The organism is Pelatocladus sp. (genome assembly GCF_059505505.1).
The window spans coordinates 1-14943 of the sequence record NZ_JCACKS010000031.1; the positions used below are offsets into that span (position 1 = coordinate 1).

Consider the following 14943-nt stretch of genomic DNA (forward strand, 5'->3'; position numbering starts at 1 on the left):
CCCCGTTCACGGGGGGATTGAGGGGGGTTCATTCGACTTTTGCAAGAGGTCTAGTCTGCTTCAGCAGACTTGAACTATCAGACTGCGATTGAAATCGCAGGTGTTTTTTGAAAATTTGGGATGCTCCCGTGGAATTAAATCAAGTAGAGCAAATTATTCGTTTTTGGCAACATAAATATTTGCAAAAAAACTTAGGTAAAATATCAATATATGACGAATTTTCCACATAAAACAAATGATCAAAAACTACATTTAAATTACTTAGATGGCTTCCGTGGATTAGCAGCAATCTATGTGTTAATTGTACATCTAGACCCATCAGTAAAAGAGCCATTACCTGTGTGGCTGGAAATTTTTAATGAAATGATGAAATATGGCCGCATTAGTGTTGTAGTCTTTATTCTCTTATCAGGTTACGGATTAATGTTGTCGGTAGTTCGCTCAAAAAATAATAATATTTCGGGAGGTTTTCTCAATTATATAAAAAGGCGATCGCGACGAATTTTGCCACCTTATTACGCTATTGTTGTTTTCTGCATTATTTTAGCTGCTGCCATCCTAGCACTAGAAAATTTTACGAGTTTTAAATGGGGATTAGAAACTGGAGAAGTTCATTTTTCTCCTTACTTTTCTTTTGTAGATTTGGTTCATCACCTGCTATTAATACATAATCTCAGTGATAGTTATTTATCTATTAATCCACCATTGTGGACTGTCGGTACAGAGTGGCAATTATACTTTTTGTTTCCTCTTTTATTAATCCCCATATGGCGACGTTTTGGTTTACTGTCAACGCTAATTATCGCCTTTGTCATTGGGCTGGCACCATTGTATCTTTTGAATGGTTTATTTGAATCAGCTAGTCCTTGGTTTCTAGGATTATTCGCTTTTGGAATGGCTGCTGCTGAGATTGGATTTTCACAAAAACCCAAGTTAATTAATCTGAGAACTTCTTTGCCTTGGGATAAGCTGGCTATAATCTTTACAGTTGTCGCTTTTTTAACCGAATGGCGAAGACTAGGTTTGCATATATGGATTAGTGAATTTTTCTTTGGTTTAGCAACAGCTTGCTTATTTATTTTCTGCACTAAGTTAGTAAATGATGGCAAAAAATTACCTCGAATTATACAAATATTTGAGCATCCTGTGGCGATCGCTCTAGGAGCATTTTCTTACAGTTTGTATCTGACTCACGGCCCAATCATCACGCTAGTTCGTCGCTTCCTTTTGAGTTTGGATATTTCTCCAACTACATTTGCAGTATCATTGTATTTGCTAGGGATTGTAAGTTCTTTAGTATTTGCCTATCTATTTTATTTGGTTTTTGAGCGACCGTTTATGTCCAGTTTCTTAAAAAAACGCAAAGTCAAAGATGCTGTGAGTTAATTTTTATGGTTTTTGCGACGAGTGCGATTACCTCCGACGGGCGCTGTTATGATTGCGTAAATTACTGAAATGAGAAAGCGTTTGAAGCAAATGAGTAAGCAAACTCCGGTTTGTTTGCTGATTCTACTGAAATGAGAAAGCGTTTGAAGCAAATGAGTAAGGAAACAGGCTTTTTGAGAAAGTAATTAGGCAAAATGAGAAGTTAAACAGGTTTTTTGAGAAAGTAGAGACGCGATATATCACGTCTCTACACAATATTTTTGATATTGGATATTCTAGTTTCAAAAAATGATTGAGTCGGACAACTGTTCGGTTTTGCAACCTACCAAGCTATCCGACTCGGTTTTATATTCGGAGGTCGTCGCCTTCCTCACTGGAGCAGGTCTGGACTCCCCTATGTACGCTCGATAAATTCCCATTTACCGACTCTGACCTTTGGGAGCGCTCACGCAACCAACACCACCAACCGAAAACCAACATCGTCGTTGCGATAATCAGGGTTGTACCAATTGCGATTAGCACAGCGACAATTCCTGGGAATGAGGAGCCAAGAACCGCCACGCAGCAGCTAAAGTTGCCAACCCCATCTTCAATTTCTCAACAAAGTGAGAAAACTGATTAAAAATAGTGTATGATATTCTGTAGAGAAAAGACACCCGATTTTTGAAAAAATATTTGATCGCGCTTCGCGCGGGAAAAAGAAGAGAAAAGAATAAGAAGTGTAAAGGGCAAAAGTGCGAGAGGGCAAAGTGAAAGGAGTCCTCACGCAACCAACACCACCAACCGAAAACCAACATCGTCGTTGCGATAATCAGGGTTGTACCAATTGCGATTAGCACAGCGACAATTCCTGGGAATGAGGAGCCAAGAACCGCCACGCAGCAGATGAGAATTATTATCACTCTCATTTAGCCATGCACTACCGTCTGTCGGCGCTTGCTCGTAATTATTATGATATTTATCTAGACACCACTCCCATACATTACCACACATATCGTATAAACCGAAAGAGTTCGGAGGAAAATTTCCTACATCTGTTGTTTGTTCACGATGTTCACCTTTTGGTCCTTGACCATAATTCCCTGGGTACAATCTCCCTTTATAGTTCCAATCTGTCCCTCGATAATTTGCTAAATCAGTGGTAATCGTTTCACCAAAATAAAAGGGTGTAGTAGTTCCTGCACGAGCTGCATATTCCCATTCAGCCTCGCTGGGTAGTCTATAAGTGCGTCCTGTCTTTTCACTTAGGCGTTTGCAGAATTCTACAGTATCATTCCAAGAGACTTGTTCTACAGGTCGTTTTTCTCCTTTGAAGTAGGAAGGGTTATTATCCATAATTGCTTGATACTGTGCTTGGGTAACTACATACTTACCCATGAAGAAACTAGGAGCTGTAACCTGATGCTGTGGCCCTTCATCGTCATATCTTCCTGCTTCTCCTGCTGGTGAACCCATGAGAAATTTACCACCTGGTATCTGCACCATCTCCAAGGTGACACCATTCCCCAAGTCTTCGACAAAGTATTTTGCTTCGCAGTTGCGACGGTTGGTAATGTTTCCTCGTGCATCAACGGTCACAGTTTCAAATTGAAAGGTTTGTAGGGTTCGTTTTTGTTGCAATCGACGCTCTTGTTCAATTATTCGCAACCGAGTAATTTCTTCCAAGGCTTCTATGGCTTCCATGTCTGAGCCTGATGCAGCAGCTAACACCCGAATCCAAAGTTGTTTTGCTAAGTCAAAGTCCTTCTTAAACTGAGCGCGATAAGCATCATTTTTCAACGTGGCAATCTCAGCCAGGGTTGCGTATCGTGGTACAAGTATCAAGTGAGATTTATTTACAGGTTCAGCAATAATATAAGGTGTTTGCCTTTTATTTTGATGCTGTCGAACCAATTCCGGCACACGAAAACTGAGATACTGATTTAACCGTTCAACAGTGGCACATTTACCCTGAATTCCTAATCCTTCCAGTAGCGCATAGGTAAAAGCACCTTGTTGTAAAGCTTGAATTTCATAAGAATATTCCTGGGGACTACAGGAAAAAATGCTGATTACTCCTTGTTGACGCGCTTGTTCAGCTGTTTGTCGCCCAATTCCTTCACCTGCACGAGTCCCAAGACTGCGACAAGCATCTAAAATCATAACTACATTGTCAGCACCGCAGCGACGCAGGCGTTCAGTGACAAAGTTAATAGAAATAGCTGTATTTTCAATATCCTCTGGATCGCCATCACAAGGCATGAGATAATCACGGTCAGTATGGCGTATGCCATGACCACTAAAGAAAAACCACAGATTATCGCCTGCTCCCATAAAAGGAGTTTCAAATAATTGGCGCAAGAGTCGCAGTAAGTTTGTGCGGTTGGGGCGAGTTGATTTTCCATTAATATCAGGGGAATCATCCGAGAAGAAGAATATTCTCTCGCATCCTGCTTCCTGACGCAGAAATTCCTGCATTAACTGTGCATCCCGCTTGGCATAATTTAGGGGTTGCAGGTACTCATACTGATTAACACCAATAGTAATTGCCCAATTTTTTGCCATCTCACCTTGGTTCTTGGCGCTTGAACGTTAGCTTAATTGCTCCTTTAGCAGCAGCTTTAGCACCACTACCAATTAACTTTACTTGTCCTTCTCCAGTTATTTCTACCGATAACTCAATTTCATCAAGCTGCATCCCGGAATTAACTTTTGCTTGCTGTTCCGCATGGCTAAACAAGCGTCCCACAACTTGTAGAAATTGGGTCATTTCTTGCTCTAATTTTTGAGCGCTAACTTTAACCGCATCTCCTACACCCTTGCTACCAGTCGTTTCCCTAATTTCATCTCTCCAGTCGTCTCCTCTACTAATACTGCCTCTAGTACCATCAGGAATAGAGATATGAGGAGTTTCATCGGTGACAATCCAAATACTATCTGAAGGTGTTTCTGGCATAATGCGTTAAGTATATAGATAAAATTACCCCATAAATTATATCTACAACGGTAGACATGATGATTCCCATCAAATGCTAGTAGCCCCCCTTAAAAAGCTACGGTGTATGCACAAGTCTTGCTTACCCCACCCTAACCCTCCCCTTGCAAAGGGGAGGGAACAGTTTCCCCCCTTTGCAAGGGGGGATTAAGGGGGGTAATTGATACTTGCACCAATCCCATATCCCGCCTCAGAATTAATTGGTGAGGCTAATAGCATAAGTCCGTTAAAACGGACTCAAATACTTTCCTAGTCAGATTTATCTGACTTTAGCTATTAGCCAATAAATAAATTTATTGGCGGGATGAAAAGCTGATGCAAGATATAAAGTAAATAGATTTTTTAATTTTGAATTGGTGTAACGCACCTACCTTAAAGGCTTTGTAAAAAGAGTAAAATTAATGATCCGACCGCGCAAAATCTTTGGTCAACATTGGCTCAAAAGTGAAAAAGCACTTGCAGAAATTGTTGAAGCTGCAAAATTAAAACAAGATGATCGCATCCTCGAAATTGGCCCTGGTACTGGCATTTTAACTCGCCGTTTATTACCTCTAGTCGAATCTTTAGTTGCAGTAGAAATTGATCGCGATTTGTGCGAAGATTTAGCTAAAGGATTAGGTAAGCGCGAAAACTTTTTGCTTTTACAAGGGGATTTTTTAGAGTTGGATGTCCCATCTTTGCTAGAAGGATTTCCAGCTTTTCAAAACCCCAATAAAGTTGTGGCAAATATTCCCTACAATATCACCGGGCCGATTATCGAAAAACTCTTGGGAACAATTGCGAATCCCAATCCAAAACCTTATGATGCGATCGTTTTGCTGATCCAAAAAGAAGTAGCAGAAAGAATCGTAGCCAAACCAGGTTCCAAAGCATGTGGAGCGTTAACAGTGCGGGTGCAATATTTAGCCGAGTGTGAGTTAATTAGTATTGTGCCAGCCAAAGCATTTTATCCACCACCCAAAGTAGACTCTGCGGTAGTACGATTGATTCCCCGCAACATCGAACCAGCAGCCGACGACCCACGTCAACTAGATACTTTGGTAAAATTAGGCTTTGGAGCCAAGCGCAAAATGCTACGCAATAATTTGCAATCAATTGTGGAACGCGATCGCTTGACCCAATTACTGGAACAATTAGAAATAAATCCTCAAGTTCGTGCTGAAGAACTCAGCATTGGGCAATGGGTTGCTTTAAGTAATCAGTTAGGGGTTAATAGTTAGTGGTTAAACAAAATTATATGTTAGGGATCGGGGAAAGGGGACAAAACAATACCTACAGAAACCGCTTTGCGTCTACAAAATTAAGAACTTGTTACCCAATCCCCAATCCCCATTACCCCTTATCCCCTCCAGGGGACCCAGGGTGGTTTCATACGAAAAAATAAAAATATGGAAGTCTGTATTTCTCGTTTTGAAGCATAGATTTTTACCCCTCTCCAAACCTCTCCCCTTATTAAGGGGAGAGGCTTTAAAAGAAGATTTTAATTTTTCTCTGCTTGTATGAAACCACCCTGCTTATCCCCTCCAGGGGACCCCTACCTTCCCCAATCCCCATTACCCCTTATCCCCTCCAGGGGACCCCTACCTTCCCCAATCCCCAATCCCTAATCCCCAATCCCCAAAAATGCGTAGCTATACTCTCATTGCTCCTGCCAAAATAAATTTATATCTGGAAATCATCGGCGATCGCCCTGATGGATATCACGAGTTAGCAATGATACTGCAAAGTATTAGCCTAGCTGACCAAATTGATCTGCGTGCAGGCATTACAGAAGCCATTCGCGTTCGCTGCGAGCATCCGCAAGTACCTACAGACAAAAGTAATTTAGCATACCGGGCGGCGGAACTGATGGCAACGGAATTTCCTGATGCTTATGCGAAGTATGGTGGTGTAGATATTACAATTACCAAACGCATTCCTGTTGCTGCTGGGTTGGCTGGCGGTTCGACAAATGCAGCAGCAGTGTTAGTTGGGATAGACTTGCTGTGGAATTTGGGACTCACGCAGTCGGAATTAGAAGAACTAGGAGCGATTTTAGGTTCTGATGTCCCGTTTTGTGTAGCTGGTGGTACTGCGATCGCCACAGGTAGAGGTGAGCAACTTTCTGCTTTAGCTGGTTTAAACAATATATATATAGTATTGGCAAAGTACCGTAGTCTAGAAGTATCGACAGCTTGGGCATATAAAACTTACCGTACCTCATTTGGTAGTTCGTATCTTCAAGATAAAGCAAGTTTGACAGCGCGTGCTGAGGCTGTGCATTCTGGGGGAATGGTGAAAGCGATTTTGCATCAAGATGTCAAAGAAATTGCCGACAAACTGCACAATGATTTAGAAAAAATAGTCTTACCAGCGTATTCACAAGTTTTGCAACTGCGGGAAATATTTGCAACTCAACAAGGGGTTTTAGGAACCATGATGTCTGGTTCTGGTCCGAGTGTGTTTGCACTGTGCGAGTCAAAGCAGCAAGCACAACAAGTTCAGCAGCGTGTCAGAGCAGCAATACCCGACGAAGATTTAGAATTATTTGTGAGTGAGTTTGTCAGCCACGGCATTAAAATAGCATCTTAACAGTTATCAGTTATCAGTTATCAGTTAAGTAATTAGACAGAATTAATTACTGTTTCCCGTTCCCTGTCTCCACAAATAAATTTTATTATCAGTTGGGTAATTTTTATGAGTGATCCACAAGAGACTCAGACGCCAGCTAAAGCCACTCCCTTACGTAGTTTAATTGGCGCTGTGATTTCAGGGAGTTTGGCATTTGCTGCTTATTCTCTCATGATTTCCATCGCTACGACTTTTGCCGCCAAGCCAATTCATTCTGATAATGTATTTGCGCTGAGAATTTCCTCGGCTGTGCGTACTTTAGTTTTGGGTATAGTTGCTTTGGGTTCTGGAGTGTTTGCACTTGTGGCGATCGGTTTAATTGCTTTGGCAATTCAACTATTGTTTCAGCAGTTAACAAAGCGTGAGTCTTAAATAAGTTGTCAAAATAAACTAACCCAAGAGAAAAATTTTTTCTTGGGTTAGTAGTTAAAGTATGATGGTGGCGATCGCCTACCTCTTTTTTGGTTGACTTTTGACTTTTGACTTCCCCGAAGGGGCTGACTCTTGATTATTGATTTTTAAGTTTCTCCTGGGGAATAATCTCCGTCACTACCCTACCTTGAGAATTGCCACCACTAACAACTATGTTTTGTGTTTGAATATTACCGACGGCTTTTTCACCAGTAAATGTCATCGGTGGGTCAAATTGTTTATAAACTACATCACCTTGAGCGTCAATTAATTTCCGATCAAGATACCAAGTTGCTGTATTAGATTTGAGAAACTGGCGTTTTTCTCCTACACCGTTGACGTTACCTGTTAAATAAACTATTTTTTGAGGAATTCTTAATTCACCTTGATTAGCAGTAACTGTGACGTTTTCAACTTGATGAAATACGCGTACAGGAGAATTTGTCGTGACAATTTCTGTGTTCAAATTCCAGTTCATGGAGTTGCTGGCAATTTGTAGTGGCGGTTCTAGTAATGCTATTTGAGCATTTTTTGTGATGCGGGCAATTTTTGTTTTTAAATTAACTTCGGCTGTATCTCCTCTACCACGGTCGGTAATTTGATTATTTTTATAACGGTCTATTTGTACTGGCCGATCAGCAATGAGTTTTTCATCTTTTAGCTGCCAAATTAAATGTTCTGTCCGCATTTGTAATGGTGGATCTTGAGAGTTAGCAACTACTCCCCCAGAAAAATCTATGCGTTGAGTTCGGGTTTTAACTCGTGCTTCCTTTGCTACTGCTTTTAGCTGTTTATGAGTTCCATTAATTTGGTTGCGGACGATTAATAAATCTTCTTTGGGACGCCATTCTAATTCATTCCCGTGTAGAACAACACCATTGCTGGGGTCTGTAGCAACTATCTTACCTTTCAAAAATAATTGCTTACCATTCTGTTCGATATCTGCTTTTTCTGCTTTTACTTGATAGACAATTTTGCCATCTTGGTATAGTTCACCATAAGGGGTTTCAACCTGACCAATCTGTTTTTCTTTGGTGTATTTTGCTTGTTTTGCTACGACTTTCCAAATGGGTCGCCCAACTTCGTCTGCTTGTTCTAAAGTGACATCAAAGAAAGTTAATTTGCTATCTGCATCTTGAGGAGATATATTCTCCACAGGTGATTTATTTGATGTGCGAGTTTGACCGTTACAGGCAACTAGTCCAATGACAAGCCAGAGAGTTAAAAATAAAATCCTGGGGCGGCCGCATGGAAGGGAGAGTAGAGACAAGGGAGAGGGGAGAAAGCAGGGGGACAAGGAGGACAAGGGAGAGGGGGAAGACAACGAGGAAAGATTGCTCCCATGTCCCCCGTGTCCCCCATGTCCTCCATTTCCCCCGTGTCCTTTATGTCCTTTGTGTTGCGGCTTCATTCTTGAACTTCCAACTGTCCCTCAATCTCTCTGGGTTGGTCTAAAAAATCCATACTTGTTAAGGGTCGATAGGGATAGCTTTGGCGTGGAGTTTTTTGGATATCTTCTTTGATGGCTTCTAAATCTATATAGCGATCGCTCACGTTGATTAAACTATCGCTGGTCATTGAACGCAAGCTAACTACTTCTACGCGCACACCACGATAACTCACGGAATTGACTGCGTATGCCAGATCCCCATCACCACTGACTAAAACTGCTGTATCATAGGAGTCTACCAAAGCCATCATATCTACGGCAATTTCTACATCTAAATTGGCCTTTTTGGAACCATCTGGTAGTTGGACTAAATCCTTAGCTATGACCCGATAACCGTTACGACGCATCCACAGTAAAAAGCCCTGTTGCTTTTCGTTGGTTCTATCTACACCAGTATAAAAAAAAGCACGTAACAGTCTAGAGCCGCCTGTTAATCTACATAGTAACTTGGTGTAATCGATTTCAATTCCTAATTGTAGTGCTGCATAAAATAAATTTGAGCCATCAATAAAAATGGCAACACGACCTCGATTTTCTAAAACTTGCTCTGGCGTGAAAATCGAGTCATTTTCAAAATTATTCAACATTATTGTCATACCTCGTTTTTATCAAAAAAATAATTGATACTGATTTTTGAGATTTACATAGAGTTTGAAAAACTTATGATAAGCTTTCAGGGCTAATTGCATCAGCCCTGACCAAGTAAACAAAATCAGAGATTGAAAGAACTAGCTAATGTTATTTAGATGGTTCTATGCGTTTAAACACTGGATAGGGTTCACCCAGTTTTTGTTTATCAGTTAGCACTCCCCATGTGCCATGAATGGTAAAAGGAGCCGTAATGGCGGTTTGTGCTTGGTTATTAAAGTCGATTTCAAAACCTAGTTGCTGATAAATATTGTTACTGATGTTTGGGATCACTGGACATAGCAGGTAAGCAGCCAATCTCACTGATTCCAAGACAGAGTACAATACTTTTTCTGTAGCCTGTTGCTGTCCTTGTTTGTATAAAGACCAAGGAGCTTGCTCATCAATATATTTGTTGCTGGCTCGTACCAGTTTCAAGATTGCGTCACAAGCTTTATCGAACGCTAACGTTTCGTAAGCATTTTTTACCTGTTCCCCTAGACATAAACCGATTGATTTCAAAGGACTATCATTAGGTATATATTTACTTGTAATTGGTGGCACATTGCCAGCACAATATTTTTTCACCATGCCTAAAGTACGATTGAGCAAATTCCCTAAGTCATTTGCCAAATCTGCATTTAGAACATCGATGAATCTACCTTCATTAAAGTCGCCATCTCTGCCAAATTCGATTTCCTTAAGAAAGTAATAACGAACAGCATCTGCACCGTAGGTTGTGGTTAAAGCCACGGGATCAACAGTATTACCAAGAGATTTGCCCATTTTTAGGCCATCTTTGGTTAAAAAGCCGTGTCCGAAAACCTGTTTTGGTAGAGGTAAATCAGCTGACATTAGCATGGCAGGCCAGTAAACTGCATGAAAGCGCAAGATATCCTTACCAATTAAATGCAAGTTAATCGGCCACCATTTTGTTAAAGCGTTTTCTAGTGTTGGTTCTGCGTCTGGTTCCAACAATGCTGTTACATAACCCAAGAGCGCATCAAACCAAACATAAAGAGTATGATCCGGATCAGTTGGGACTCGAAAACCCAAATCTAAATTTACCCGTGAAATTGAAAAGTCTTGTAACCCTTGTTTGACAAAGTTGAGAACTTCATTACGACGAGTTTCTGGTTGAATAAAATCTGGTTGAGATTGGTAGAGCGCTTCCAGCTGGGTTTGATACTTAGATAACTTGAAAAAGTAGTTTTTTTCGTCTCGCCACTCTGCTTCTTTGTTGGTATGGATTGGACAACGGTGTCCTTCTAGCAATTCTCGTTCTTCTTTGAATTCTTCACAGGAGACACAGTACCATCCTTTTTGCTGTCCCTGGTAGATATCACCCTTTTCCCATACTCGTTGGAAGAATTCTTTGACTATTGCTTCGTGACGAGAATCGCTAGTCCGGATAAAGCGATCATATTTAATATTTAGCACTTGCCACAGAGAAACAAAGCCACTAGACATTTCATCGCAGAACTTTTGTGGCGATATACCTTTATTTTCGGCTGTTCGCTGAATTTTCAGCCCATGCTCGTCTGTACCAGTTACTAGTAGTACTGGACGCCCTAAAAGTCTTTGGAAACGTGCCACCACATCGGCGGCGATAGTTGTATATGCACTACCAATGTGAGGTAAGTCGTTTACATAATATAGCGGTGTTGTAAGTGCAAATGTTTTTTCTGTTTTATCCACTAGATTCATGCACAATCAAAATATAAGTTGTAAAAACTATTTTCTATTTTACTTATTGAGGTAAAACCAGGTAATTATATTACATACACACCTGATTTTCAAGCTCTACTAGAATATTAACAAATTTATTTAGTTTAGAATTTGTTTTTTGTAGGTATAAATTCAGTTAATTTTTGCCAAAAAGACAGAAATTCGCAGCTATTGATTTCCCCGAAACTTGTTGGTTTAATTGCTTGTGACAATAGAAATACATATATTGTCCTGAAAATAGAGATTAGGAATAGGGGAAGGTAAGGCTTCTTATCTCCAAAGAAGGTGCAACGGGAATTGAGGAAGAAAGATTTGCAAATAATGTTCATGAGATTTTCTCATAGCTAGACTTCTACAGAAAATAAACTTTGAAATCAGGTGACGCACAGAACAATTTTCATAATTCGTGATGAAGTTTGTTTGTCGCGGCTATCTTAAAGAAGAGATGTAAAAATCTCATCAAAAGATTTTTCACATTTTTTATCTGGCGACACCATAAATCAACTCCTCTTGGACAAAAGATTTTCCTAAGTTTGTAGATCAAACATCTATACCTTAAGACAGTCCCAGAGATAGTAAAGAAATGTAAAGATAGCGTGTAGATAAACACCTATGTTTGTGAAATATTTATATTGAAGAGTTATGAGTGTAAACAGCCCCCTGGATATTTCTCACTGGTTGTTGGCGACACTCTCAACCAAGATGTTTCGCTACTATGAGGATCGCATTCCTCAAGATGCCAGTGTATTGGTAGTGAGTAATCATCGTAGCTTTATGGATGCACCAATTTTGATGGCAGCACTTTCGAGTTCGATCAGATTTGCTTGCCATCATTACATGGGACAAGTACCAATCATGCGAGAGATAGTAGCAGGATTGGGATGTTTTCCGCTAGAGGCAAATCAACAACGTCAACAAAGTTTTTTTAAGCAAGCACAACATTTGTTGCAATCAAAACAATTGGTTGGAGTTTTTCCTGAAGGGACAGAACCGATGGTGAACTTTACCCAACCGAACTGGGTAGGTGAATTTCAACGGGGATTTGCTCATCTGGCGTTGCGAGCAAATGTCCAAGATTTAGCAATTTTACCAGTTGCGATCGCCTCCATAGAAGAAATTAACACATCAGCTGTTCCCCTCAAACTATTGAACTTGTTTGATCCTTCGGAACCGTTGTTTAATCAACCTGGTTGGCATCCTTTGGTTATATACAATCGTGTTGCGGTGTTAATTGGTCATCCTTATTGGATTAGACCCCAGCACCAACAACTATATCAAGGTAAACAAGCTAAAACTGTTGTCGCTGAACTAACAGAACATTGTCACGGCGAAATTGCTAATCTATTACGTGAAGGATGTTATTGAATTTTGAATTTTGAATTCCCCCGTAGAGCGAAGCTCTTCTTGAAGAGTAGGGGGTTGACGCTTGACCATTGACTATTGACGCTTGACGATTGACCAATGACTATCCCAAAAGTATCATTACAGCCGTGTTTTCTCACTCCCAAACGTCTTCAACCAGAATATCCCTTGTTTGTATATTTACCTGGGATGGATGGAACTGGTCAATTATTGCGATCGCAAACAGTAGGTTTAGAAGCTGGTTTTGATGTTCGTTGTTTGGCAATTCCACGGGAAGATTTGACTAGCTGGGAAGTATTAACAAATAATGTATTGGACTTGATCCACACAGAACTAGAAAAAAGTTCCCAACGAACAGTTTATCTATGTGGTGAATCTTTTGGGGGTTGTTTGGCTCAAAAAGTAGCTGTAGCAGCACCACATTTATTTCAAAGAATAATTTTGATCAATCCTGCTTCTAGCTTTCATCTTCGCCCTTTCTATGATTGGGCGTCACAATTTTCTTATTTAGTACCATCATACTTTTTCGACATTGGTGCTTTGGGCTTGTTACCATTTTTAGCAACATTGTCACGTATTTCGAGAAGCGATCGCCAAGAATTACTGAAAACAATGCGTTCTATACCTTCAGAAACTGTTCTGTGGCGATTATCTTTAATTCGAGAATTCTGTGTTGACGAAGAACAATTACGTCAACTAACTCAACCTATTTTACTACTTGCTAGTAATCAGGATAGACTTTTGCCTTCTCTGGCGGAAGCGCAAAGATTAGCAAATATTTTACCGGATTCTGAAATGGTGGTATTACCTGAAAGTGGACACGCTTGTTTATTGGAAACAGATATGAATCTCTACGAAATTATGAAAGCGCATAATTTCTTGGATAATACCGTGAAAGCAGCTGAAGCGATTCTCTCATGAATTATCAAGTTGTAGAACAACTAACTGAAGCTCAAATTTCGGATTTATTAGATTTATACAAAAACGAATTCTGGAGTCACAAGCGTACTCGTGATCAAGTCGAGAAGATGCTAGCAGCATCAGATATTGTGATTGGATTGGTTGATGAGTGCGATCGCTTGGTTGCTTTTACTCGCATTCTTACAGATTTCATATATAGAGCCACTATTTATGATGTGATCGTTAAACCAAGTCACAGAAATATAGGACTTGGGGCTAAATTGATGGAATTAGTGATAAATCATCCTAAATTAGGTTCTGTTGAAGTGCTTGCTCTTTATTGTTTACCAGAGATGATCAACTTTTATGAGCGTTGGGGTTTTACCTCTGATGTAAATGAGTTACGCCTGATGTTCCATGGTAATAAAATTCATCCCAATCATACTAACATCAGCAATAAAAACTAAGCACAAGATTTCATTAATTCGTATCGCCAGAATTCACTTCTTAAAAATAAACAAATTTCTAAAATTCAAAAGCAGGAATAATTTCTTGTTCTGCTTTACCTGCTTTGATCCATTCTTGTAATGCTGGGATTGCTAAGATAGCTTCTACATAATTTTTAGCAATATTATCTAATTGCACATCATAGGTCACAAACCGCAATACAACTGGGGCAAACATCGCATCAGCAATGGTAAATTGACCGAATAACATATCGCTAGTACTCCCAAATTTATCTCGACAATATCGCCAAATAGTAGTAATGCGATCAATGTCTTTTTGTACTCCGAGCGCCATTCCTTTACCAGGAAGTTTAGCACGACAGTTCATCGGCATATTTTGACGTAAATTTTGAAAGCCAGAGTGCATTTCGGCGCTTATACAACGAGCAATTGTTCTAGCAGTTTTATCTTCTGGCCACCAATTAAAATCGGGAAATTCTTCAGCTAAATATTCACAAATTGCGAGAGAATCCCACACTTGTTGATTACCGTGTAATAAAACAGGTACTTTCCTTGATGGAGAGTATTGACTAAGTTGTAATCCAGCTTCTGGAGTATATAAAGGAATACGAATTTCCTGGAATTCTAGACCAAATTGCTTCATCGCCAACCAAGGACGAAGTGACCACGATGAATAATTTTTATTGCCGATGACAAGAGTTAAATCTGGCATTTTCTATTACCGATAAAGTTGTTCAATCCATGCAAGCATATCAGATTCTGAACCTGACATAAAAGATTTGCCCGTTGTGGGATCGTAGGCTTGCCAATAATGATTACCGTGACGATCTATTTTCTGTTTAACTTGTAATTCTTGGCTAGCTACTAAATAATTAATTATTTCTTGCCAAATATTCCGCAAATTTTTCTGGAAAAATGACAGATAGTTATAACCAACTTCTAGCTCTAACTTTGTGTCATTATTTTGTAGATGCATCCTATTATTTGTCATAAAATTGCTCCTGAATGATCATCCATAATCAAAACTG

Annotated in this window: 15 protein-coding genes; 7 read left to right on the plus strand and 8 right to left on the minus strand. The window is 39.9% G+C overall.

The window, feature by feature from the left end; genetic code table 11:
* Positions 1-210: 210 nt before the first annotated feature.
* On the plus strand, positions 211-1386 hold the full coding sequence (locus AC5JMK_RS03210) for an acyltransferase family protein (protein WP_096676034.1): 1176 nt from the start codon (positions 211-213) through the stop codon (positions 1384-1386).
* A 445-nt stretch (positions 1387-1831) separates the two neighbouring features.
* On the opposite strand, the gene AC5JMK_RS03215 is transcribed toward AC5JMK_RS03210, so the two are convergent.
* The 3 genes from AC5JMK_RS03215 to AC5JMK_RS03225 form a co-directional block, all read right to left on the minus strand.
* Entirely contained in the window at positions 1832-1954 is a 123-nt protein-coding gene (locus AC5JMK_RS03215) for an SUMF1/EgtB/PvdO family nonheme iron enzyme (RefSeq protein ID WP_495909397.1), read from the minus strand.
* A gap of 194 nt (positions 1955-2148) precedes the next feature.
* On the minus strand, positions 2149-3930 hold the full coding sequence (locus tag AC5JMK_RS03220) for an SUMF1/EgtB/PvdO family nonheme iron enzyme (RefSeq protein ID WP_495909381.1): 1782 nt from the start codon (positions 3928-3930) through the stop codon (positions 2149-2151).
* A 1-nt stretch (position 3931) separates the two neighbouring features.
* On the minus strand, positions 3932-4321 hold the full coding sequence (locus tag AC5JMK_RS03225; protein WP_096676032.1) for a Pepco domain-containing protein: 390 nt from the start codon (positions 4319-4321) through the stop codon (positions 3932-3934).
* 440 nt (positions 4322-4761) lie between these two features.
* Here AC5JMK_RS03225 and rsmA point away from each other — a divergent pair, with 440 nt between their 5' ends.
* The 3 genes from rsmA to AC5JMK_RS03240 all read left to right on the plus strand — a co-directional run bounded on the left by rsmA (position 4762) and on the right by AC5JMK_RS03240 (position 7342).
* Positions 4762-5580 carry a 16S rRNA (adenine(1518)-N(6)/adenine(1519)-N(6))-dimethyltransferase RsmA gene (gene rsmA / locus AC5JMK_RS03230; protein ID WP_096676031.1) on the plus strand — a complete coding sequence of 273 codons (819 nt, stop codon included), beginning with the start codon at positions 4762-4764 and terminating at the stop codon, positions 5578-5580.
* Between the two features lie 403 nt (positions 5581-5983).
* Positions 5984-6931: a 4-(cytidine 5'-diphospho)-2-C-methyl-D-erythritol kinase gene (ispE, locus tag AC5JMK_RS03235; RefSeq protein WP_096676030.1), complete on the plus strand. Its 948-nt coding sequence runs from the start codon at positions 5984-5986 to the stop codon at positions 6929-6931.
* Positions 6932-7036: 105 nt separating this feature from the next.
* Positions 7037-7342, plus strand: a complete 306-nt coding sequence (locus AC5JMK_RS03240; protein WP_096676029.1) for a DUF3082 domain-containing protein — start codon at positions 7037-7039, stop codon at positions 7340-7342.
* Between the two features lie 136 nt (positions 7343-7478).
* Here the strand turns inward: AC5JMK_RS03240 and lptC are convergent, their stop codons facing one another.
* The 3 genes from lptC to metG all read right to left on the minus strand — a co-directional run bounded on the left by lptC (position 7479) and on the right by metG (position 11165).
* Positions 7479-8792, minus strand: coding sequence for an LPS export ABC transporter periplasmic protein LptC (gene lptC, locus AC5JMK_RS03245; protein WP_495909382.1), 1314 nt, complete (start codon positions 8790-8792; stop codon positions 7479-7481).
* Positions 8789-9418, minus strand: coding sequence for a LabA-like NYN domain-containing protein (locus AC5JMK_RS03250; protein ID WP_096676027.1), 630 nt, complete (start codon positions 9416-9418; stop codon positions 8789-8791). The genes lptC and AC5JMK_RS03250 overlap by 4 nt, the downstream gene beginning before the upstream one ends.
* Before the next feature lie 151 nt (positions 9419-9569).
* A complete protein-coding gene (metG, locus tag AC5JMK_RS03255) occupies positions 9570-11165 on the minus strand; it encodes a methionine--tRNA ligase (RefSeq protein ID WP_495909383.1) in 1596 nt (531 codons plus the stop codon).
* A 663-nt stretch (positions 11166-11828) separates the two neighbouring features.
* Here metG and AC5JMK_RS03260 point away from each other — a divergent pair.
* From AC5JMK_RS03260 to AC5JMK_RS03270, 3 genes are all read left to right on the plus strand, one after another.
* Positions 11829-12551, plus strand: coding sequence for a lysophospholipid acyltransferase family protein (locus AC5JMK_RS03260; protein ID WP_096676025.1), 723 nt, complete (start codon positions 11829-11831; stop codon positions 12549-12551).
* Between the two features lie 96 nt (positions 12552-12647).
* Entirely contained in the window at positions 12648-13469 is an 822-nt protein-coding gene (locus tag AC5JMK_RS03265; protein ID WP_495909384.1) for an alpha/beta fold hydrolase, read from the plus strand.
* Positions 13466-13915 (plus strand): GNAT family N-acetyltransferase, encoded by a 450-nt coding sequence (locus AC5JMK_RS03270; RefSeq protein WP_096676023.1) that lies wholly within the window; start codon positions 13466-13468, stop codon positions 13913-13915. Before AC5JMK_RS03265 ends, AC5JMK_RS03270 begins: the two co-directional genes overlap by 4 nt.
* 58 nt (positions 13916-13973) lie before the next feature.
* On the opposite strand, the gene AC5JMK_RS03275 is transcribed toward AC5JMK_RS03270, so the two are convergent.
* Together AC5JMK_RS03275 and AC5JMK_RS03280 are read right to left on the minus strand one after the other, a co-directional pair.
* Complete coding sequence (locus AC5JMK_RS03275; RefSeq protein ID WP_096676022.1) at positions 13974-14627, minus strand: glutathione S-transferase family protein; 654 nt, start codon at positions 14625-14627, stop codon at positions 13974-13976.
* 6 nt (positions 14628-14633) lie between these two features.
* A complete protein-coding gene (locus AC5JMK_RS03280) occupies positions 14634-14906 on the minus strand; it encodes a hypothetical protein (protein ID WP_096676021.1) in 273 nt (90 codons plus the stop codon).
* Between the last annotated feature and the right edge of the window lie 37 nt (positions 14907-14943).